The 21,796-nt window shown below is 58.5% G+C and carries 14 protein-coding genes and 3 pseudogenes; 13 read left to right on the forward strand and 4 right to left on the reverse strand.

The window, feature by feature from the left end; genetic code table 11:
* Positions 1-148: 148 nt before the first annotated feature.
* Positions 149-647, reverse strand: a pseudogene (locus IVA78_RS29240) (transposase); the annotation flags it as partial.
* Between the two features lie 864 nt (positions 648-1,511).
* Between IVA78_RS29240 and IVA78_RS29245 the strand changes: the two are divergent.
* From IVA78_RS29245 to IVA78_RS29255, 4 genes are all read left to right on the forward strand, one after another.
* Positions 1,512-2,345 carry an aminotransferase class IV gene (locus IVA78_RS29245; RefSeq protein ID WP_346275325.1) on the forward strand — a complete coding sequence of 278 codons (834 nt, stop codon included), beginning with the start codon at positions 1,512-1,514 and terminating at the stop codon, positions 2,343-2,345.
* A gap of 714 nt (positions 2,346-3,059) precedes the next feature.
* A complete protein-coding gene (locus tag IVA78_RS34670) occupies positions 3,060-3,989 on the forward strand; it encodes an MATE family efflux transporter (protein ID WP_346275323.1) in 930 nt (309 codons plus the stop codon).
* Positions 3,901-4,440: an MATE family efflux transporter gene (locus IVA78_RS34675; RefSeq protein WP_346275324.1), complete on the forward strand. Its 540-nt coding sequence runs from the start codon at positions 3,901-3,903 to the stop codon at positions 4,438-4,440. The genes IVA78_RS34670 and IVA78_RS34675 overlap by 89 nt, the downstream gene beginning before the upstream one ends.
* A gap of 816 nt (positions 4,441-5,256) precedes the next feature.
* On the forward strand, positions 5,257-5,469 hold the full coding sequence (locus IVA78_RS29255) for a hypothetical protein (RefSeq protein WP_247469016.1): 213 nt from the start codon (positions 5,257-5,259) through the stop codon (positions 5,467-5,469).
* A gap of 265 nt (positions 5,470-5,734) precedes the next feature.
* On the opposite strand, the gene IVA78_RS29260 is transcribed toward IVA78_RS29255, so the two are convergent.
* Positions 5,735-7,405: an MFS transporter gene (locus tag IVA78_RS29260; protein WP_247469017.1), complete on the reverse strand. Its 1,671-nt coding sequence runs from the start codon at positions 7,403-7,405 to the stop codon at positions 5,735-5,737.
* Positions 7,406-7,876: 471 nt separating this feature from the next.
* Positions 7,877-8,353: an Lrp/AsnC family transcriptional regulator gene (locus IVA78_RS29265; protein WP_247469018.1), complete on the reverse strand. Its 477-nt coding sequence runs from the start codon at positions 8,351-8,353 to the stop codon at positions 7,877-7,879.
* A gap of 149 nt (positions 8,354-8,502) precedes the next feature.
* On the opposite strand from IVA78_RS29265, the gene IVA78_RS29270 reads away from it, so the two are divergent.
* The 9 genes and pseudogenes from IVA78_RS29270 (at position 8,503) to IVA78_RS29310 (ending at position 21,089) form a co-directional block, all read left to right on the forward strand.
* Positions 8,503-10,017, forward strand: a complete 1,515-nt coding sequence (locus IVA78_RS29270; RefSeq protein ID WP_247469019.1) for an NAD-dependent succinate-semialdehyde dehydrogenase — start codon at positions 8,503-8,505, stop codon at positions 10,015-10,017.
* A 10-nt stretch (positions 10,018-10,027) separates the two neighbouring features.
* Positions 10,028-11,425 carry an aminotransferase gene (locus tag IVA78_RS29275; RefSeq protein WP_247469020.1) on the forward strand — a complete coding sequence of 466 codons (1,398 nt, stop codon included), beginning with the start codon at positions 10,028-10,030 and terminating at the stop codon, positions 11,423-11,425.
* Positions 11,426-11,864: 439 nt separating this feature from the next.
* Positions 11,865-12,998: an ABC transporter substrate-binding protein gene (locus IVA78_RS29280; protein WP_247469021.1), complete on the forward strand. Its 1,134-nt coding sequence runs from the start codon at positions 11,865-11,867 to the stop codon at positions 12,996-12,998.
* Positions 12,995-14,737: an ABC transporter permease subunit gene (locus IVA78_RS29285; protein WP_247469022.1), complete on the forward strand. Its 1,743-nt coding sequence runs from the start codon at positions 12,995-12,997 to the stop codon at positions 14,735-14,737. The genes IVA78_RS29280 and IVA78_RS29285 overlap by 4 nt, the downstream gene beginning before the upstream one ends.
* 64 nt (positions 14,738-14,801) lie before the next feature.
* On the forward strand, positions 14,802-15,890 hold the full coding sequence (locus IVA78_RS29290) for an ABC transporter ATP-binding protein (RefSeq protein ID WP_247469023.1): 1,089 nt from the start codon (positions 14,802-14,804) through the stop codon (positions 15,888-15,890).
* A gap of 579 nt (positions 15,891-16,469) precedes the next feature.
* A pseudogene (locus IVA78_RS29295) lies at positions 16,470-17,549 on the forward strand (IS5 family transposase); the annotation flags it as partial.
* Between the two features lie 11 nt (positions 17,550-17,560).
* Positions 17,561-17,905: a hypothetical protein gene (locus IVA78_RS29300; protein WP_247469025.1), complete on the forward strand. Its 345-nt coding sequence runs from the start codon at positions 17,561-17,563 to the stop codon at positions 17,903-17,905.
* Positions 17,906-18,098: 193 nt separating this feature from the next.
* A complete protein-coding gene (locus tag IVA78_RS29305; protein WP_247469027.1) occupies positions 18,099-18,578 on the forward strand; it encodes a hypothetical protein in 480 nt (159 codons plus the stop codon).
* Positions 18,579-19,541: 963 nt separating this feature from the next.
* A complete protein-coding gene (locus IVA78_RS29310; RefSeq protein WP_247469029.1) occupies positions 19,542-21,089 on the forward strand; it encodes an acetolactate synthase large subunit in 1,548 nt (515 codons plus the stop codon).
* 39 nt (positions 21,090-21,128) lie between these two features.
* On the opposite strand, the pseudogene IVA78_RS29315 reads toward IVA78_RS29310, so the two are convergent.
* Positions 21,129-21,509: pseudogene (locus tag IVA78_RS29315) on the reverse strand (DDE-type integrase/transposase/recombinase); the annotation flags it as partial.
* Positions 21,510-21,796: the final 287 nt, after the last annotated feature.

Raw genomic sequence — 21,796 nt, forward strand, 5'->3', positions numbered from 1 at the left:
CGCCAAGTGCGCCGACCGTCGCCGTCGATCACACAAATTTCCGTCTCCTTTTGCGATACGTCCAAACCAACATAAAGGGTCATCACATGCTCCTCGTTTGCACTGAGGAGAACATTCTGCCTCAGCTTCGCGCGTGCGATTAGGCCATGTGGTTGATCAGATACCCCTCCCGCTTGAGCAGAACATGCAGCCGCCGGTAACCGAAGCGGCGGCGTTCCTGGGCAATCGCCCTCATGCGCTGACGAAGGCTGGCATCGTCAGCCAAGGTCGTCCGATATCTCATGGTCATGCGGCAGCAGCCGATGGCTTTACACGCCCGCCGTTCGCTCATTCCGTGGGCATCCACCAGATGAGCGACAGCTTTCCGTTTCCCAGCGGGCGTCACCACTTCTTTCCCAAGAGGTCCTTCAGCGCCGCATTGTCCAGCATGGCGTCGGCCAGGAGCCGCTTCAGCTTCGTGTTCTCGTCCTCCAGCATTCTCAGCCGCTTGGCCTCGGAGACGTCCATCCCGCCGAACTTGGCCTTCCATTGTAGATGCTGGCGTCGCTGACACCGTGCTTGCGGCACAGATCGGCCACCGAAACCCCGGCCTCGTCCTCCTTCAAGATCCCGATGATCTGCTCTTCCGTAAAACGATTGCGCTTCATGCTCTGGTCCTCATATGGGCCAGAGCGAACTCCAATCTGGATTAAGCCTGTGGGGCAAGGTCACCGGACAATCGAGCCCGACGTTCGGACACCGGATGAGGCTTGCAATTTCTCGGAAGGAAAGACCAAAATGGATTTGATAGAAAATCCGACGAATTTGGCGATCGCGCGTAGGAGCAAGCTGTTTGCTCTGCTTAGTGATGACAGAGCGACCGGCCAGTTCGATCGATCTCCATGACGATAAGACGCGGTTGATCGCAGGCAAAGTCAAGGCACCGATCGAGTGAAAAAGATCTTACCACGCGGGCCATTCCACATATGAGGACAAGATCAGGGCCGATGACGGTTGCACGTGTCATTTGATCTCCGGCGCCATTTCTCCGGTGGGATGTAAAGGCGCGTCAACTACCAAAGCTGGCAATTGATGAAGATCATAGAAGCATGCCAACCGTCGGTCGATGTACTAGTCGGGCTGCTCAAAGCAGCCCGGAGATGAAGTTCGCCATGCAATGTCAACTACGGTCTCTTCTCGCAAACCGGTCCTTACAGACGCACTGCCACCGTCACCTCCTTGAAGCTCCCAGCGCGCGCTCGAGTTTTTCTGATCCGCTCCTCAACTCACAGAGCTCAGACAGATTTGTGGACTTTTTTAATTGTGTGAACGAGGCTCGAGCATAGCGGCTATTCGCATACGGAGTGAACTTAAATGTCGGCGGCAAAATTTGTATATCTCAACGGCCAAATTGTCCGTGGAACGATGCCAAGTTGCATGTATTCGCACCGGTGGCAAAGTATGGTGTAGGTGTCTTTGAGGGAATAGGCCGTTATTAGAACGAAGAGGCACAGCAACTGTACCTCTTTCGCATTGCAGAGCACCTTGACCGTTATGCCTTCTCGCAAAAGGCAATGCGATTCGATCAGGGGCCACCTAGAGGGGAATTGGCCAAAGCACTCGTTGGCCTGTGCAGAGCAAATGCACTTCGCACAGACGTGCATATCCGAATGATGGCGTTTATTGACGGATCTGGCGAGTTGGAGGCGACTGGACCCATAGGAACAGCGATCACTGCGCGACCCCGCCGCACTAGAAGCCAAACCATCGAAGGCGTTTCGGCTCAGATTAGTTCTTGGATGCGCATGCCTGACAACGTTATGCCTGCACGCATGAAGTGCAACGCAAATTATCATAATTCGCGATTGGCTATTATGCAGAGCCAACGCGATGGTTACGATATACCTTTCCTTCTCAATTCAAGGGGAAAGCTAGCCGAGGCCGCCGCGATGTGCGTGTTCATCGCTCGTGATGGCCAGCTGATCACGCCGAGCGGCTCCAACGATATATTGGAGGAGTCGATCACGCGCCAAACCGTTATCGAGCTCGCACGTGAATACCTTGGGCTAGAAACTGTCGAGCGAGATGTCGATCGGACCGAACTGATCCTCGCCGAAGAAGTATTCTATTGTGGCACCGCGGCCGAAATTACCCCGGTGACATCTGTAGACCGAATGGTTATTGGGGGCGGTCGACCTGGGACAATCACACAACGGTTGATCGAAATCTATCAGCAAATCGTTAGGGGCAAGGATAACGCTTACGTAGCGAACTGCTGTCTTTTGATGACATTAGCGCTGATGGTCCCGCCCCACCATTCGCTCAATATTCGCTCCCCCGTTCGCTGTCCTCATCAAGTTATATAACTTTGTCTGAGGCGGAGCGCTAATCATCGCCAATTCACCGCTTAATGGCCCGAAGCGCCAGTGTTCCTCGCGAGCGCAGTCGAGCCGATCGGAGCATCAGCACGCTTTCGCGCTGGAGCTAAACAGGACTACCGATCGTGGATAACGCCGACGTTTCGCTTTGCGGATCTGCAACATGCTGTCGGGGCTGAGACGCGCCCGCATGAGCAAATCGCCGTCAAAGCCAAGCATTCGGTAGTTGGCACGAACCTTGATAAGGAGATTTGGGGCATTGCTCGTTTAAGAGGTTGCAGTGGTGACCCACGAAACTGTCTCTCCAAGTTACGTATGCGTGCCGCATGAGTTTGCCTACCGCACCACAATCCGTCTTCCGCAGGGTTTTGCGCCAGTGGCCGGCGGCCGGTTCGCGGCGACGGCTATCCCGGCAATGCCGATGATCGACCGATCCCGCTTGCGGGCCCGTATATCGCTTCCTTTTTTTTTGCTCAACACGCCCGAAACGGTCGAAGCGGCGGTGAGGCCCTAGTGAAGCCGATGCGGCTGTTCGCATCCGTGGACGAGCTGGCCCCTACGATCAGGAACAACAGCAGATCATATTTGATGGGAGGCTTCACTTCTGGGCAACGTAGCTGCGCAAAGCCGGGCGCGAGTCCGCGAAGTTCCTTTTAGTATAGCAACGAACAGGAGTTGGATCAAAATGGAAAGCATGAATCCGTGGACAAGGAAGTCGAAACAAAGACAGTGTGGCCTTCAAGATATGGAGTGGTAAGGCGGGCGGTTACTCATGAGTTCGTTTTCGAGCTCATCGAAACTGCCAAACTTGCGTTGCCGATGGTGCTGACGCAGCTTGGCCAGGTCGCAATGATGACGGCCGACCTTGCCTTCTTCGGTCGCCTTGGCGCCGACGCGGTCGCCGCGGCAGCGCTGGCCGGCAAGGTCTATTTTGTTGGCTTGACCTTCTGCGTGGGCCTGCTGGCGGCAAGCGCAACCTTTGCTGCGCAGGCGTTTGGTGCGAATAATCTAAGGGTGGTGCGGCGCTCGCTACGCATGGGTCTGTGGATCGCGCTCTCACTATCGCGTCCTATCATGACGTTTCAGCTGTGCAGTGAGCAAATACTGTTGGCTCTTAGCCAGGCGCCGGATGCGACCCTGCTCGCGCAGCAATATCTATCTGGAGTGGCTTGGGGCGTGGCGCTGGTGCTGTGTTTTCTGACCATCCGTAATTTTATGGCTGCGGTCAATCGGCCGGAGCCGGTTTTATGGATCACGCTTGCGGCCATACCCGTGAACGCCTTGTTAGTTTATGTATGGCGAGTTCGGCCTGCCGCGGCTCGAACTGTTCGGCGCGGGTCTTGCGACGACACTGGTGAACTCTGCGATGTTTCTCGCCAGTTTGTGGTTCGCCACAATGCGTCACCCATTCCGGGAGTACCGCGTTCTTGCGCATTTCTGGCGCTTCGACTGGCCGTTGATGCGGCAGTTGGTTACGATCGGAACGCCAATTTCGATGATTTTGCTAATGGAGTACGGAATTTCCTTTGCCGCCGCCCTCCTGATGGGCGTGATCAGCACCAAGGCTCTTGCGGCCCACCAAGTCGCATCTCAGGTCGCGGCAATCCTATTCATGATCCCTTTCGGCATTAGCACGGCGGCGACTGTGCGCGTTGCCCATGCGGTCGGCGGCAACGACCGCCCTGGCATCAAGCGGGCGAGCCTGGCCGCGATGCTGTTTGGTATCGTTATAGTGGCAATCCTTACGGTTGCGGTAACTGCCGGGCGTTTTGAGATCGCCAAGTTCTTCTTGGGCGTGTCGGTCAAGGACGCCGACGCGACGATCGAGCTCGCTGCGCACCTAATTCTAGTCGGCGCAAGCTTGTTTATCACTAACGCAATATACACTGTCGCGTGGGGCAGCCTGCGCGGACTGAAGGATACGCGCATGCCGCTTCTGTTTGCGGGCATCGCATATTGGCTGATTGGATTTTCACTTAGCTATGTACTTGGCTTGGAGATGGACCTCGGTGCCATTGGTATCTGGATCGGCTTGTCAATCGGGGCAGCCGTCCACGCGGCGCTTCTCGTGATGCGATTCTAACTCTTAGCAAGCAGCATGACTCTTCAGAGCCGATAACCGCCCGCAGAACGATGGCGGCACGACTATCAGCCGGCGTCGATCACGATCGCCGAACTCAGAAGTTGCTCGTGGAGCATGGCCTCATGGCCGAGGCCGACGAGTTCAACGTCCGCTCGGCAACTCGAACTCGCCGCCTTCGCGAAAATGAGGATGTCAACTAGTTGCCCCTGTTGGCATAATCGGTGACGCAGCTAAGCGAAGGAGTAGAGGCTATGCTGGCCGACTCCGATTATGCGAACGCCCGCGACCTGCGAGGAGAGAGGATGGCCCTTACGTATACCCTACTTCGCCAAATGATGCGGGTGTCCAAGTGTCTTCTGCGACCCGCAAAGCCCATGGCAGCGCGGCAGCAACGAGAACACCAATGGGCTCGCGCGTGCTTTATGAAAAAATGACCAACAGCGCCGAAGTTTTTGCGCGAACCGTCTTGGGCCAGCAGCAAGGAGTGGAGATACGAGTTTTTGCCCGTCGAGGGGGCGAGAGATCGCTAATTGGGCTGTTCGCGGAACAAGATACCTTAGGGACCCAGAAAGCGGGGCGATAGGGCCCGCGAGAGCTACGGACGAGCAGCCTTGCAGCATCCACTGCGCGCTGCCATGTTCGCAGCAACGACGGATCGTTGGCCTGTGCGAACAGCTGAAGACGGCTTGCCCGGCGACGGAATGGCCGGGCCTGGCTCATAGGCCGCCGGCTTCGCCGCCCCCCGGAGAGGCTGCTGGGCCGCGAGCTTGCGGCGCGCGAACAGCGCAAGCGCGCGACACTGGTGAGGTGGCGGCAATGCCGGTGGTCAAAGACGCCGACAGCGGTGAGCCCAAGGCGCAGACCCTCGAACTACACATCTGGGCGTTCGAGGAGCGTGCCGAGAACGTCGTGCTTCTGGGGCGCAGTACCGTGAAAAACCGGCGGTCAAGGCCGGCCACAAGATTCGCCGCTGGCCGGCAGCTACGCGCTCCGCTGTCCACGGCCAGCCAGCGCGATCCCGCGCGCTAAAAGCCGCGGGAACGACAGTCTGGTCACGAGGTCCCCTGCGGGACGTCTCCTCCGAGACTTGGGTATCATAAGTGTGGGCTCCTATTGTGTGCGGAGTAGGGACGTCAAACAGGACACACGGGTTATTCACCTAGCTCGGCAACGCGGTACTGTTAACGAATCGCAGCCGCGTCATAGATGGCTGTGGGTTCGTGAATGCTGGTGCGATGAAAGGAGGCAGGTCATTCCGACGGAGGGGGCTGCGGCAAGCGGTTGGGTCACGCGGCTATTGGCGACTCTGATGCTGGAGCTCGCTCTCGATGCGGTCGGGCACATCATCCTTCCAGCGCACCGATCCAAACGGGCGTTCCAGCATACGACGGATGCGCACGGGCTCAGGCCCAATATGGAACGCCATGGCCTTATCATCCAACTCGCGCTCCAACTGGGTCCAGCGGTTGCGTTGGCGCAAATAATCGAGCCATGTCGGGCAGTGATAGCGCTCCGTCCATAGCTTGGGATCGGCGATATCACGTGCAATTGACCATCCATAGGCGCCGTTGCGTTGCCGATAGAGCTGCACATCCTGCATGACGTTGTGGAAGGCTCGCGCATTTTCTGGCGCCACGCGATATTCGAGCTCAACCACCAGTGGACCGCTCCGGTACGTAAGCGGGAGCCGCACCTTGGGATCGGCTAGCATCTCGGCGTCCTGCCCGCGCTCGGCGATAACTGGCATGCGCAGCCAACGCCGAAGCAAGGGCAGGAGTAGCATGAGTGCGGCAGAGACGAGCAATGAGTTGTCGACACCGACGGCATCGGTGAGGCTACCCCAGCCCCAACTGCCAACTGCAAGGCCGCCAGAGAACGCAGCCTGCCAAGCCGCAACGGAGCGACCCGCGACCCAGCGCGGGGCTGAGAGCTGCACGCCAATGTTGAAAAGAGTCCAGACGATGGTCCATACGGCGCCGGCCAAAACCAGAGCGGCGGCTGTCAAGACCGAATTGTGGCTTAGCGCGATCGCCACGATCGCGCCGCTCATCGAGAGTGTACAGGCGCTAACCGCAGCCTCGCCACTCATACGCCTGCGCATTTCGTTGATGTTGAGCGCTCCGACGACCGCGCCTAACCCGAAGGCACCTAGCATGACGCCGTATGTCTGAGCGCCCCCGTGCAGCAGGTCGCGAGCGACCAGCGGCATAAGCGCTTGGACCGCGCTGCCGACGACACCGGTTATCATGGTGCGGGCTACTACAACCTTGATCGACGGCGAATTGGCGATGTAACGCACGCCCGAGACAATGGCACGGCTCAGATTCTCGCGCGGCAGCCGCGACGGCTCGGGGACTCGTTTCCAAAGAAACAGCGCCAATATCAAGGGTAAATAGAGGAATGCATTGAGCCCGAAAGCCGCCCCTGCGCCCACAGTCGCAACAACAATTCCTCCCACCGCGGGTCCGAAGCTACGCGCGATGTTGTAGCTCATGCTATTGAGCGCAATCGCAGCCGGCAGCGATGGCGCCGGAACCTGCTCGCTCACCGAGGAGCTCCAGGCCGGCCCCATCAATGCCATGCCGCCGCCGACCACAAAGCAAAGCAACAGCAGCAGATCCGGCGTGGTAAGCCCCGCCCGATCAAATGCAGTTAACGCTGTCGCGCCGCAGAGGGCGATCGAGAGCGCAACTAGCATCACAATTCGGCGATCGTACATGTCGGCAATGGCGCCAGCCGGCACAGCGATCAACATGACGGGCAGTAACAAGGCCGTCTGCACCATCGCGACCTTATCGGCTGAGGACGTCATCTCTGTCATGGCCCAAGCCGCGCCGACGCCTTGGATCAGTATACCGAGATTGGACAGCAGGCTCGCTAGCCAAATCCGCCGGAAGATGGAGTAGCGCAGCGGAGCAGTAATAGCATCGACGCTGGAAGTCCGCAGATCGGAAGGCTTCGTCATTTGGACACACGTATCGTGCGCGGTGACCTGCCCGAGGTCAGAGCTTGTCGCGAAACGCTCAAGCCAAATCGAACGGAAGAGTTTGGCCTGCGCTCGAACCTCTGAAATTCACGTTGCGTGCCCGGTTGGTTTGCGAGTCCGCTTTCTGTATCACGAGCCGTAGGCATAATGTCCAAGTCTACAAATTGTCTGTCGCGCCTTGATCGGAGATCCCTGACAGCGCTTAGTCTTGCTCCCGCAACGCAGCCATATCGAATCGGCCGTTCAATGCTTAACGGCTGGGTGCTCTCCCACTTGTGAAACCGAGTTACTTGGCTGACATACGGGCTGTTTAGCAACCATGCTCCTCGACCTTCGAGTGAGTTAGCATCACTAGATGGTACAAGAGCGCCGGTGCTCGTTTCTCGCGTTCTGTTTGGCTAAGCGATGAAAAAAAGCGCGAACCCTCGGAATATTGGCCAAGATACAAGATCAATCTTGGTCGGGAACCTCCACCGGAATCGCAAAACCCGCCTTTACGCGATCCATGACCACCATCGTCTTGAAGCCCTTGATGTCCGGGTTCTCATAGAAAAAACGCCGCGTGAACTGCTCATAATCTTCCATGGTCCGGGACGTGATATACAGAACGAAGTCCGCATCGCCCGTGACGTAGAATCCGTTGACGACCTCAGCTGACGACTTAATCGCCTTTTTGAACCTGTCGATGATATCTGCGCGCTCGCGCTCGAGGCTTACAAGGACAAGCATCTGAATAGGCCTTCCCACCGCCTTTGCCGAAACAATCGAGACATCCGCCTCGATGATGCCGTCGGAGCGGAGCCTCTTCAATCGTCGTTGGCACGCGGTTGCAGAAAGTCCAGCAAGCTCGCCGATGATCTCAGATGTCAGGCGATTGTTCTTCTGGACGATCTCGAGGATGCGGGCGTCTGTTCGGTCGTATTGCATAAGTCGGGCTCCAAGTGAATTCCGCTGCAAAGAGACAAAGTCCTGCAGGAAACCGTCCAGACGACGGTAAAAAGCGACGCAAATCTGTTTGTAACATTAGTATCCTGATTGGCAGCAGAATTTCAACAAATGACCGCTAGGATTTCGAAATGGCGTTCGAAGCTGCCCGACCCACAAGTCCACCTCTGGTCGGGCTAGCTAAGAGACATCTCGGGAATCTGCGTCGACGTGATTTTGTCGCGGGTGCTGCTCTGATCGATGGGCGTTGGGTCGATGCCGACAAAAGGGACGTCGTCCTCGATCCGGCAACTGGGGACGTGATCGCTGAAGTTGCTCGTTGCAGTGCCGCAGATATGAATCATGCCATCGACGCAGCTGACCGATCGTTTGCTGAATGGCGAGGGCTGCTGCCAGAGAGGCGGGGGGCAATTCTCAGGTCCTGGGCCTCCTTAATGCTCGCGCATTCTGAGGAGCTCGCTGTCCTCGTAACGAGCGAGCAGGGCAAGCCGCTAGCGGAGGCGCGGTCCGAAATCGCATATGGTGCCGGCTTTCTCCAGTGGTTTGCCGCGGAGGGAGAGCGCGCCTATGGCGAGACGATCCCAAGCCACAAGCCTGGAAGTGTACTTCAGGTTAGGATGCAGCCAGTTGGGGTCGCGGCGGCCCTCACGCCGTGGAATTTTCCTGTCGCTATGATTACGCGGAAGGCCGGCGCCGCTTTGGCGGCCGGCTGCCCCGTCGTCGTGAAGCCGGCGCCCGAGACCCCGCTCTGTGCTCTGGCTCTGGCGAGATTGGCTCAAGAGGCTGGAGTTCCGCGAGGCGTGTTTCAAGTGCTCGTGGGCAATCCAGTCGAGCTTTCGGCGCCTCTGTTGCGGGATGCGAGGGTGCGAGCCCTCTCGTTCACGGGGTCGACGGAAGTTGGCCGTCTGCTACTTGAGGGCGCGGCGCGGACCGTGAAGAAGGTGTCTCTCGAGCTCGGAGGGCATGCCCCCTTTATGGTTTTTGACGATGTCGAGCTCGATAAGGCCGTCAAGGGCGCAATGGCTGCCAAGTTTGCCACGTCGGGGCAGGACTGCTTGGCGGCAAATCGGATCTACGTACAAACCGGCATCTATAACGCCTTTGTCGAAAAGTTTGCTGCGGCAATCACTCGGCTGAAGGTTGGTCACGGCTTGGATGCTGCGACTGATATTGGACCGATGACGAAGTCCTCCGTAGCCGATAAGTGCAGGGCCCAAGTCAATGAGGCGGCGGCAAAAGGGGCGCGAGTGACTTCTGCCAGCGGCGACGAATCGCTCGGGCGGAATTTTGTCCTTCCAACGTTGCTGAGCGATGTCACTGACGACATGCTTATTGCGAGCGAGGAGACGTTTGGGCCGGTCGCGGCAGTGCTTCCGTTTAATTCCGAAGAAGAGGTTCTGGCTCGAGCCAATGCCAGCGAGATGGGTCTGGCCGCCTACGTCTACACCGACAGCTTGCGACGAGCGCTCCGAGTTTCTGAGAACATCGAGTACGGCATGGTCGGCATCAACACGGCCTCATTCACTGGGCCTCCAATCCCATTTGGGGGTTGGAAGCAATCCGGACTCGGACGCGAGGGTTCGCGACACGGCATTCAGGAATACATGCAATTGAAATACGTCTGCTTCGGCGACCTGGTGGATTAGGAGAAGTGGTATGAACAATATTAAGACGATCGCTGAAAAAGATCGCGCGACAGTTCTGCATCCTTTCACCCAACTCAAGGATTTCGCGACTGGCAAGATTGGTGATCCCACAATAGTCAGCGGTGGCAAGGGTATCCGCATCGAAGACGCGCAAGGCCGTAGCTACATCGACGGCTTTGCGGGCCTCTATTGTGTCAATATCGGGTACGGCCGGACCGAAGTGGCTGAGGCGATTGCGCGACAAGCTTACAAATTGGCCTACTATCATACATATGCCGCTCACACGACTGAAGAGCTGGCGAACCTGTCTGATCGCCTTGTCAGAATGGCGCCGGGCAAGCCGAGTAAAGTCTTCTACGGGCTATCTGGATCAGACGCCAACGAAACCCAAGCCAAGCTTGTTTGGTACTATAATAATCTACGAGGGCAGCCCAGGAAGAAGAAGATCATCTCGCGCGAGCGCGGTTATCATGGCTGCTCAGTCATTTCTGGTTCGATGACCGGTATGTCATTCTACCATGATCACATGGACCTGCCCTTTCCGGGCATCTTGCACACAGGCACGCCGCATCATTATTGGGGAGCGGAGTCGGGTGAAACCGAAGAATCCTTTTCTCATCGCCGCGCAGCCGAACTCGAAGAGTTGATCCTACGTGAGGGGCCAGAAACCGTTGGTGCTTTTATTGCCGAGCCAGTCTTAGGTACGGGCGGCATTACGCCACCACCTGAGGGCTACTGGCGCGAAATCCAAGCCGTACTGAGGCGCTACGACGTTCTTTTGATCGCGGATGAGGTGATTTGCGGATTCGGCCGAACCGGAGCTGACTTTGGCAGCACGCTCTATGGCATGGAACCAGACTTGGTGACCGTCGCGAAGGGGCTGACATCCGGCTATGTGCCGCTCTCAGCTTCTATCGTTGGAGAGCGGGTCTATGCGGTTATGGAAGAGGCTGCCGATCGAATCGGAGCTTTCTCGCATGGATATACCTATTCTGGCCATCCGATTGCCGCTGCAGCTGCTAATGCAGTCCTCGACATCGTGGAGAAGGAGCGACTAAGCGATCGGGCGAGAACGGTGGGAGCCCATTTCTTAAAGCGGCTGAAGCAGCGGTTTGCCCAACTTGAGATCGTCGGCGAAGTAAGGGGGGTCGGCTTGCTTGGTGCGCTGGAGTTCGTGGCCGATCGCCAGACAAAACGGCGCTTTGATCCGCAGCTCAAGGTGGGCGCCCGCATCTCCAAGGCCGCGCGGGACCGAGGGCTTATTGCACGAGCAATGCCGCACGGAGACATCCTAGGTTTTGCTCCACCTCTTGTTGTATCGGAGTCCGAAATAGACGAGATTATTGAACTCGCCTACCGCGCGACGAAGCAGGTGATGGACGAGCTCGCGCTAGGATCAGCAATCTGAAACATGGGTTCTTGTATTCCGATCGGAGGGGTTGCTCCGATCGCCTGAAGGAACGTCTGTCGCAGCTGGCACGCACGCGCAGGGGCGCCATGGTGGTCGAGCCTAGTAGACGTTCCACGCTGGCCGTTGATCGTCGCGTCGACTGTGCACTGTTGCAGCAATGCTTGGTGTCGCCGGATAGGCGCTCGCAGCCGGCCAGTTCTATCCCTAATATATCTGTTCTAGAGCAGGTGTGACGTGAGGTACGGGCACGTGGTTGCCAAACCGCGATGGTCCCAGAGCTACTGATGAAATCGTGGACAGGAGAACGTGCCACTTGCAGTTTTCCTTCGGGGTAACGCCTTTTTTTGCTGCGTTTGCGCGCAGATGACCCGGTAGACGGTGAAATTGGTAGTAGAAAGCGATTTAGTGCTGCGTCAGTCTAGGGGAGGAGTGTGCCATGTTCAAAAAGGCTCGCATTGGCAGTTTAGATCGTGCCCTGAGCCGGCGCTCAATTCTTGAGTCGGCGGCTGCTTTCCTCAGTGTCCCTTTTATTGCCAAGGCTACGGCAGCCTGGGCGCAGGAAAAGCTTGCCGGCAGCGGGGAGGTGGTCGTCTTCAGCTACGGCGGATCGTATACCCAGGGGGTAAGAAAAAACGTTTATGAACCCTTCACGAAGGCAACAGGCATTGCTGTCGTCGATGTCACCGCTGACATCGCCGAGCCCCAAGTGAGGGCGATGAATCGTGCCGGCCGCGTCGATTGGGATGTCGCCTTGATTGACGGGCAGAACTACCCGACTATGCATGAGGCTGGTTTGTTTCAGCCCGTCGACTACAGTTTGTGGGACGATGAGGCGCTCAAGGGGGCGCCGCAGAGTGCTCGGCTCAGTGACGCAGTCGTTGCATTTCGTTCGACGACGTTGCTTGCTTATGATGAGCGTTCCTTCCCGAAGGGAGGCCCACAAAATTGGACCGATTTCTGGAACGTCAAGGCCTTCCCGGGGCCGCGTGGCCTCAGTGCGGTCGCCAGGCATATGGTCTTGGCACTTGCGGCTGACGGCGTGCCAAACTCGGATCGCTGGCCTCTGACTGACGACAAGGTCGACAGGGCCCTCAGGAAACTCGCGGAGATCAAGCCGAGTATCGCGAAATGGTGGACGGCTGGAGGCGAGCCTGTTCAGGCGCTGATTAATCGAGAGTTCGTAATGACGAGCTGTTACGACGGACGTGCGCTGTCGGCCATTCGTCAGGGAGCGCCCATCCGCATGGTGTGGAGCGGTGGCAATTTGGTCTACGTTTACTGGACAGTGCTCAAGGGCGGTCCTAACAACGGGAACGCTCAGAAATTCGTTGCATACCTGAACCGGGCCCAGAGCGCAGCTGGATTCACGCTCGGCACAAACCTTACAGGTCCGAACGTGAACCAGCTGCTGCACTTGCCGGCCAATATCGTTCCGCTGCTCAGCATCACCGAGGAGAATGCATCCCAAGTGGTGCCTCAGGATGACGCTTGGCTCGCCGCCAAGCGTCCTGATGGCAAGACCAACGTAGATCATCTCCAGGAGCGCTGGCTGGCATGGCGGGCACAATGAGTTCCATCGCAATCGCAGGTCGCGCGGCATCCTCACGTCCTCGGCCCACCCCATGGGCCTGGCTGTTGCTGCCTGGAAGCATCTTCCTTGCGGTCCTCTTCGTTGTGCCGCTCACTGGTCTTCTGTTGCTTTCGTTCGGGATGCCAAATTGGACGCTGGCCAATTTTCTGCGCATTGGCGAGACCCCTGTCTACCTGACCGTGTTGCGCAATACGCTGGAGATCAGCGTTACGGTCACTGCCCTCGCGTTCGTGTTGAGCTACCCTATCGCCTACGCCCTTACGACGGGCGGAGTGGTGCTGCGCACCTTCTTGCTCATCGCCGTCGTGCTTCCATATTTCACCAGTACTCTGGCGAGGACCTTCGCCTGGATCGTCCTTCTCGGGCGCAATGGCGTCCTTAACCAGCTCCTGCTCGAGCTCGGCTGGGCGTCACAACCGGTCCCAATGCTCTACAACCGGTTCGGTGTGATCCTCGGCATGACCCATATTGTCATGCCGATGATGATCTTGCCGATGTTCACGGTCATGTCGAGCATTGACCAGAAGCTCATGCGTGCTGCGAGGGCGAACGGAGCGAGCCCGCTCGCCGCCTTCCTCACTGTCTTTCTGCCGCTCAGCCTGCCGGGCCTTATTGCAGGCGTTCTGCTGGTCTTCATTTATTGTCTCGGCTTCTACATCACGCCTGCACTGATGGGTGGGCTGTCGGACGTCATGATCACCATGGCGATCAGCTCACAGATCCTGGAGCAGCTCAATTGGAATTTTGGCGCTGCGCTTTCCGTGGTCCTTCTGGTCGCTGTCCTCAGTGTACTGTGGATCGGCTCACGCTTCTTCCCGATTGAGCAGCTCCTGGGATTCTCCGACGGCAAGGCTGGCTCTACCCAGGCCCGCCGGCAAATGGGTGCCCAGTTGTTGATGCGCATCGGCTCGGCGGCAAATGCGCTCGACCGCTGGATTCCCTCGGTGGGAGGTCGAGGAGTTCCGATCCTGGCAAGCTGTCTGGCCGTGCTTCTCCTGCTGCCCGTTGTGATCGTGGCGTACTTATCGTTTAGCGCTTCGTCTTACTTCGTTTTTCCACTGCCAGGCTACTCGCTACGCAACTACGAAGCCTTTCTTTTCGATACGCTTTGGGTGCGCGCAACCTTCACCAGCATCCGCATTGCGCTGATGGCGGCTGCCATGGCAACTGCGCTGGGCGGCATGCTTGCCTTCGGCCTGTCGCGTGGTAGGATGCCCGGTCGCGGTGCCATGGTCGCCCTCGTGCTCTCGCCGATTATCATGCCGACAGTCATCGTGGCGGTCGCGACCTATTTCCTGTTGGCGCGGATGGGGCTGCAGGGCACCGAGTTCGGTCTGGCACTTGGTCACGCGGTTCACGCGGTCCCTTACGTGGTGGTGATTGTCGTTGCCAATCTGCGTGACTTTAATCCAAGTTACGAGCGTGCGGCCCGCAGCCTTGGCGCTGGGTCTTGGGCGACCTTCCGCACCATCGTCGCGCCGCTGGTCATGCCGGCACTCATCGTCGCGAGCTTCTTTGCCTTCCTGACCTCTTTCGACGATGTGGTCTACGTGCTCTTCCTCGGTATCGGAAAGATCACGACCTTGCCGATGCGCATGTGGGAAGGAATCCGGCAGGATATCAGTCCCACTATTGCTGCTGTAGCTACACTGCAGATGCTGTTTGCGACGATAGTAATCGTCGTCGCTACGTTGCTGAGGCGACAAAAACAGACCTGACGGCCTGCTTGGCCACGTAGGCCGAGCGACAATCAAGGGACGTATTTTTCCTTAGGGAGCTGAAATGTTGATGAAAGCGACCGTGAGCGGCACTGATGTGAGAACCGGAGGAATTGCGCTGCACAACCTGCAGAAGCGTTACGGTAGCGCGATGGCCGTCGACGATGTCAGTCTCTCCGTCTCGCCCGGCGAGTTCATCTCGCTGCTCGGACCGAGCGGATCAGGAAAGACAACAACTCTAATGATGATCGCTGGTTTCGAGCTTCCCGACAGCGGCCAGGTTCTGCTCGACAATAAGGACATCACGCGCCTGCCACCTCATCGCCGCGAACTCGGGGTGATATTCCAGAACTATGCACTGTTCCCGCACATGACAGTCGCTGAGAATGTTGCGTATCCGCTTCGCATGCGGCGTGTCGCAAGGGTGGATATTGAAGCTCGGGTGCGTCGCATCCTCGAACAAGTACATCTCAGCGCTTTCGCCGCGCGTTACCCCCACCAGATGTCTGGCGGCCAGCAGCAGCGCGTGGCCATAGCGCGCGCACTGGTTTTCGATCCGCCCGTTCTACTCCTTGATGAGCCCTTGGGTGCGCTGGACAAGAAGTTGCGCGAGCATCTGAGGAACGAGATCAAGACCCTGCACAAGGAAGTAGGAAAGACAATGATCTACGTCACGCACGACCAGGACGAGGCGCTCGCCATGTCCGACCGTGTCGCAGTGATGCACGAGGGGCGGATCCGCCAAGTATCGGCACCGAAAGACATCTATCGTAAGCCTGCCGACTTGTTCGTGGCGGGTTTCGTTGGCGAGGTCAATTTCATACCTGTTAAGCTCAAATCCGGCTTTGTGCATGGTCCTGCAGGCGAAACCCTGCCTGCTCCGCCGCATCATAATGCGGACAGGGATGCGACACTGTGCGTGAGGCCCGAGCATTTGCATCTCGACAAGAACCCAGAAAAATCCGGTGGGATTCAGGGGCGCATCACGGGCATGACCTTCGTTGGCGATGCGACTACATTCGAATTCTGTAGCGAATCCGGATTGCAGCTGACGTCGAAGGTGCTGAACGTATCGTCTAAGGCAATGCCCGACGTCGGTGATCGATGCGTCGCCTCGTGGACGGCGGACGATGCAACCATTTTGGCGGAATAGCTTGCGGCATACCTGCACGCCAAAGCGTCCTGGCCGTCGTTGTTATCTGGCTGCATCCTAGTGCCCTATGTTAGCTGTTACCGTCTCTCGGAGGAGGCCTCTGCTCAACCTCCCATCCATTATACGAGCCGCTCGCCATCCGCGATGATGAGCAAGGCCCGCTGGACGTGAGATGCGGCGGCCAAGGGGCAAGCGGCCGCTCGATTGTCGTTCGGCCAGTTGCGGCTGGCGCGCGTGATCGCGTCAGGATGGATTCCTGATTATCCTCTCGAATGGTACAGAGGTTCGCCGTCTTTAGGCGTCGACACACCTAGAGTAGTTCGGCAGGTCGAACCACGGCCCTCACACAGTAGAGAGCTCGCTTCCTCAGCCTTCAATGAGCGGCAGGTATCGTTAACCTCGGGCACCGGCGCCCGAGGCATCATCTACACGACCTCGCCCCTTGGAGGGCCCTGCAACAGGTGGTGATCTTAGGGCGCTCGTTTTCTGCCAAGCTGTCTAGCAGGCTGTTGAAAAAGGCGCTCGCCGCCGACCGGCGACCATGATTCATTGGCCTCCGATGCGATTCGGAGATGGTGCGTGCGCGGCGGCGACAATCGAACAGGCGAGCTGTTTAGCTACGTTGATCTGGAGGCGCGGGTGCGGCGTGATGATCCGCTGCGAGCGATCCGGACAATCGTGAACGAAGCGCTGGCGGTGCTGGAGCGCGAGTTTGCCGCGCTCTATTCGCCGATTGGGGGGCCGTCGATCCCACCGGAGAAGCTGCTGCGGGCGATGCTGTTGCAGGCGTTTTATTCGATCCGGTCTGAGCGGCTTCTGATGGAGCGGTTGGAATATGACCTGTTGTTTCGCTGGTTCGTGGGAATCGGCGTCGGCGACACGGCGTGGGACCATTCGGTGTTCTCGAAGAACCGCGACCGGCTGCTGGAAGGCGACATCGCGGCCAAGTTCATGGCGGCGGTGCTGGCACAGCCCAAGGTGAAGAGGCTTCTGTCGAGCGATCACTTCTCACTCGATGGCACGCTGATTGAGGCCTGGGCCTCGATGAAGAGCGTCAAGCCCAAGGACGGCTCGGGCGAGCCGCCGGCGCAAGGCGGCGGGCGCAATGCCGAAGCGGACTTCCATGGCCAGAAACGCTCGAACGATACCCATGCTTCGACCACCGATCCCGATGCCAGGCTCTATCGCGAGGGTAAAGGCAAGGAGACGAAGCTGTGCTTCATCGGGCATGGGCTGATGGAGAACCGCCACGGCCTGCTGGTCGACGCCTGTTTGACGAAGGCCGATGGTCATGCCGAACGGGTGGCCGCGCTGCACATGATCGAGCCCTATGCCGACCGGCCGACAGCGATCACACTTGGCGCCGACAAAGCCTATGACGCAGAAGACTTCGTCAACGAGCTGCGCTCGATGAATGTGACGCCACATGTTGCGCAGAACGTCAGCGGCCGCAGCTCTGCCATTGACGGGCGAACGACCCGGCACGGCGGCTATGCCGTCAGCCAGCGCATTCGCAAGCGCATCGAGGAGGCATTTGGCTGGATCAAAACGGTCGCCGGGCAAGAGAAGACCAGATTCCGCGGTCGTGAGCGTGTCGGATGGGCCTTTACCTTCGCTGCCGCCGCCTACAATCTGCTGCGGCTGCCCAAGCTGATCGCGGAGACCGGCCGATGGCCAAGGCGCCCGGCTTCGCCAGGGCCTTTGTCGGCCGCTGGCGCATCGTTGAGATGGACAACTGGGACACTGACTTCCTCGATCTTGTCGAAGAGGCGCATCTCAGCTTCAGGGGCAAGTCCGATGGCGAAATCGCCTTTGGGGCCCTGAAGGGCTCCCTGGACGTGCGTTACGGCACCCGCGACGGTTCGGCGTGCGCGGAGTTCTCGTGGGAAGGGCACGACGAAAATGACCCCGCCTGCGGTCGCGGATGGGTTATGATCGGCACTGCCGGCAGGCTCGTCGGCCACTTCTACATCCACAATGGCGACGATTCAGCCTTCGTTTGCGAACGCGGCTGAGTTCTTCAGGAATGCGCGCCGCCTGAGCTGTGAGCTCAAAGAATAGATTTTATGGGCAAGAGAGCTTGCCAAGTCCATGGGTTCCTTGTGGCATGATCCGCCAGCCTTGGGTCATCAGCTACCGACTTTGCCGGGCCTGACGGCCTGCCGCTCCTGACCGATACCAGTAGCGGTTGGGTGGAAAGTGTTGGCCGTGGATGCAGCTGCCGAAATCGCTGAGCTCTGGGTCAGAAAAATGCAAGAGGCTGCCTGTCTGGCACGAATGATCGATAAGGGAATGGTGCCGCCCGAGTATAACCTCACAGACAAGGTGCGGCCCCGTATGCAAGATGCGGCCACGAAGAAAACGAGCGCGTTCGTGCTCGCTTATGATCAGGGCTTTCCCGATGAGGCGGAAAACGCTCGGGACGTCAAGAAGCGCCAGGACCACGCGGGCTATTCTCTTCCACCAGTAAGGCTAAAGATGCAGTTGTCGGCGGGGGTATGGGACTTGGCCGCTCTCCCCTCGACAGGCTCGATGGCGAAATCGGCGACGCCACCAAATCACGCCGCTCAGTATCTAACTCGCAGAATTCCGGCGGTGGGCCTGTATCAGAGTCTAATTGAGCGGGCCGGACGAGACCATCATTTACCGGGACGCGGTTCAGCCGGGAAGGAGCGGCAATCAAAGTGATTCCGAGGGAGCTGTCCACGGCCACGCAACTGTTGAAGTCGTACCAAATAACGCTAACGCCAAAAGCTAATCGCCTCGTTGAGTTGTGCAGGGTCGTGCCCCGTGGACGCTTGGCATCGGCTATCACCGGCCGAATACATATTTACTCAAGTACTAGCTGAATTTGAGGACTCGGTCGGTTTCTGGGGAAAAGCCGAGACAGCTACACCAATGCGGATTGCATCCAGAAGCGCTGGCCCGTGGCGCGGTCGACGGCGAACTGCTGCAGGCTCATCAGCGGTTGAGCCTAGTGGTCGGCCTGCGTGTGTTCGGGAGCAAATTCGCTGCGGCGGCCTTTGCTATTCCGGTCGCTGCAGCGCGATCAGCGAACTCGCCGCGCTGGTTCTGATTATAGCGCCGATCGCGTAGCGGTGGTTGACGAACAGGTTGAGGGGGCAAGCAAGGCGGCGTGCGGCAGCGGATGGCCTTGTGTTGTGGCGCCTGTTGTTGATGTGTCCTGAATGCTGCGGCACATTCAGCCGAAAGGCACTTCGACCTGATTGACACCCGAGCGTCTGCACGGCTGTTGAACGAACTGCAGCAAGTGTTTGCTTCGGTATGCCATTCCTTGCCGCCACACGGAGCCGAGAAGGATGGCGTGCGCGCGTAGGTGATCCTCGTGAGTGCTCGGCTAGAGAGATGGGGCCTGCAAGCTGTTCGTTGGCCGATCGCATTAAACCATCGGATTCGGGGAATTGGTCGCAGAAAATCGGCAATAGAGACCTGTTGTCAGGGAAACGCGACTTCAAGAGCCGGATAGGATCGCAGAGTGATCCGCCGATCGGACTCACTGCATTCAACTTACCCGCTCCATCAACTCCAAGCGACTCGCGCGCTCCGCACAATCATCCCTCTGAAGTCACCGACCTGCGATTTGCAGATCCGAGAAGAGGGTGTGCGACTAATGACAAGGAAACGACGTCAATGAACGGCGCTGAAAGTCTAGTACGTACACTGGTCGCTGGCGGAGTTGACACCTGCTTCGCAAATCCAGGCACGTCCGAGATGCATTTTGTCGCTGCTCTCGACCGCGTCGATGGGATGCGCTGCGTGCTTGTACTCTTCGAGGGAATCGCTACGGGAGCTGCGGACGGCTACGCGCGTATGGCCGAAAAGCCGGCCGCCACCCTGCTACATCTTGGGCCAGGCTTGGCAAACGGCCTCGCCAACCTGCACAACGCCACCAAAGCCTCGTCGCCAATAATTAATATTGTGGGAGATCACGCAACTTACCACCGCAACTATGATGCACCGCTCACGTCTGACATCGAGGGTGCAGCGAAGCCGTTTTCTGGGTGGGTACGAACCTCGCCGAACGCGAAGCGTGTTGCGGCTGATGGTGCGGCGGCCATCGTAGCCGCGCGAACCCCGCCCGGACAGGTGGCGACCCTTATTCTTCCCGCCGATACCGCTTGGAACGAAGGCGGCGACCCCGCTGCTGTGGCCGAAGCAGCAGGAAGGTCGCGGGTTGCACAGCATTCCATCAAAGATGCTGCCAAGGCGCTCCGTTCCGGAAAGCAGTCAATGATGCTGCTAGGGGGGCTCGCGTTGCGACAGCGCGGCCTTGATCTGGCGGGGCGCATATGTACCAAGACTGGTGCGAAAATCATGGCCCAAACATTTGTCGGTCGCATCGAGCGTGGCGCTGGTTGCGTTCCGGTCGATCGCCTTCCGTACCCAGTCGACCAAGCGCGTGCCACACTTGCAGGACTTAAGCACGTCGTTCTGGTGGGCAGCCGGGTCCCGGTTGCGTTTTTTGCTTACCCCGACAAGCCGAGTTTGATGGCTTCTGAGGATACTGACTTCTTTACGCTTGCACGTGCTGAAGAAGATGCGTTGGATGCGCTCGAGAGGCTTGCCGATGAATTGGATGCTCAATCAGTTCCGAGCCTGGCGGCGAAGCTGGAGTTGCCGTCGCTGGCCACAGGGCCAATTACTCGCGCCAGCCTCTCACAATCGCTTGGCGGATTGATCCCGGAAAATGCTATTGTGGTCGATGAATCAATCTCGACTGGCGCCGGCTTTTTCGCTGCCACGTGGACTTCGCAGCCACACACTTGGCTCCAAAACATGGGCGGTTCGATTGGTCTTGGCATGCCGATGGCGACGGGCGCTGCGATTGCCTGCCCGAACCGGCCTGTGCTCAACCTGCAGGCGGATGGCAGCGCCATGTACGCCATTCAGACACTTTGGACACAGGTGCGCGAAGGCCTAAACATTACGACAGTGCTGTTCAACAATAGATCATACGCTTGCCTTAAAGACGAATTGGCAAACGTCGGAGCACAGAACGTTGGTCGCAAGGCTCTGGATATGCTCGATCTCAGCCGGCCTGACATCGACTTCCTTGGATTAGCCAGGAGTTTGGGTGTGCCGGGTGCTCGGGTGACAACGATGGATGAATTCAACGTCGAGGTGGCACGCGGACTTGCGACCCCAGGACCATATCTGATTGAAGTGTTGGTCACTTAACCTAGCCATGGCTTGGCACCTCGATGGCTTGCCGGGCTACGAGAGGATCAGCGTGACGCCGCGCTGCTAGGCCATAAATCAAGATCGCCGGACACGAACTGCCTCCCCTGATTGACGCGGATCGTCGCCGGGTTCCCACTTCCTTGCAGCCCTTTCCAGGATCGCCACGACGTCGCTGCCGCGGAAGGTGAACCGGGGCTGCGAGCGCGTCGGCGAGAAGCGGGAGAAGATATCGACGATTGTGAGCACGCGCAGCGCGCAGCTTATGCCCCATCGCTAACAATCGTAGACAAAATCCATAGCCCAGGTCTCGTTCGACCGCGTCGCTGGCGTGCGATCATCGCGCAGCTTGGCCTCGACCCGGCGCTTGGGCGTGATGCGCAATTGCAGGCCCAGCTGGCTATAGATTCGCCGCGTCTGGTTCTGGCCGTGGCGTAGCGAACGCGTGCAAGGACATCGCGTGGGAAGCCGTCGACACCTCCTCGAGCACGGCGCCGGCCATCCGCGCGAGGAGTTCGAAGCCGAGCGGCTCGAGTTGGCCAGACGCTTCCAGCTCAAATAAGAATCGCGGCCCGGGCCCGATTCCAATGCGGCCGCCTACTTTGTCGGAGTGTTCGACACCGTCGCGCCCCTCGGCGCCAGGAACCAGACGACTGATCATCGAGGCCGGACTAACGGCCGGCGTCGCCGCGGCGGAACTTCATCGT

This window comes from Bradyrhizobium sp. 137, assembly GCF_023074095.1.
Classification (GTDB): Bacteria; Pseudomonadota; Alphaproteobacteria; order Rhizobiales; family Xanthobacteraceae; genus Bradyrhizobium.

Bases quoted from the DNA above. Each gene is read 5' to 3' on its own strand.
- IVA78_RS34675 (WP_346275324.1), top strand. From the start codon at position 3,901: ATGGGCGTGATCAGCACCAAGGCTCTTGCGGCCCACCAAGTCGCATCT.
- IVA78_RS29255 (WP_247469016.1), top strand. From the start codon at position 5,257: ATGCCGGTGGTCAAAGACGCCGACAGCGGTGAGCCCAAGGCGCAGACC.
- IVA78_RS29260 (WP_247469017.1), bottom strand. From the start codon at position 7,405: ATGACGAAGCCTTCCGATCTGCGGACTTCCAGCGTCGATGCTATTACT.
- IVA78_RS29265 (WP_247469018.1), bottom strand. From the start codon at position 8,353: ATGCAATACGACCGAACAGACGCCCGCATCCTCGAGATCGTCCAGAAG.
- IVA78_RS29270 (WP_247469019.1), top strand. From the start codon at position 8,503: ATGGCGTTCGAAGCTGCCCGACCCACAAGTCCACCTCTGGTCGGGCTA.
- IVA78_RS29275 (WP_247469020.1), top strand. From the start codon at position 10,028: ATGAACAATATTAAGACGATCGCTGAAAAAGATCGCGCGACAGTTCTG.
- IVA78_RS29280 (WP_247469021.1), top strand. From the start codon at position 11,865: ATGTTCAAAAAGGCTCGCATTGGCAGTTTAGATCGTGCCCTGAGCCGG.
- IVA78_RS29285 (WP_247469022.1), top strand. From the start codon at position 12,995: ATGAGTTCCATCGCAATCGCAGGTCGCGCGGCATCCTCACGTCCTCGG.
- IVA78_RS29290 (WP_247469023.1), top strand. From the start codon at position 14,802: ATGTTGATGAAAGCGACCGTGAGCGGCACTGATGTGAGAACCGGAGGA.
- IVA78_RS29300 (WP_247469025.1), top strand. From the start codon at position 17,561: ATGGCCAAGGCGCCCGGCTTCGCCAGGGCCTTTGTCGGCCGCTGGCGC.
- IVA78_RS29310 (WP_247469029.1), top strand. From the start codon at position 19,542: ATGAACGGCGCTGAAAGTCTAGTACGTACACTGGTCGCTGGCGGAGTT.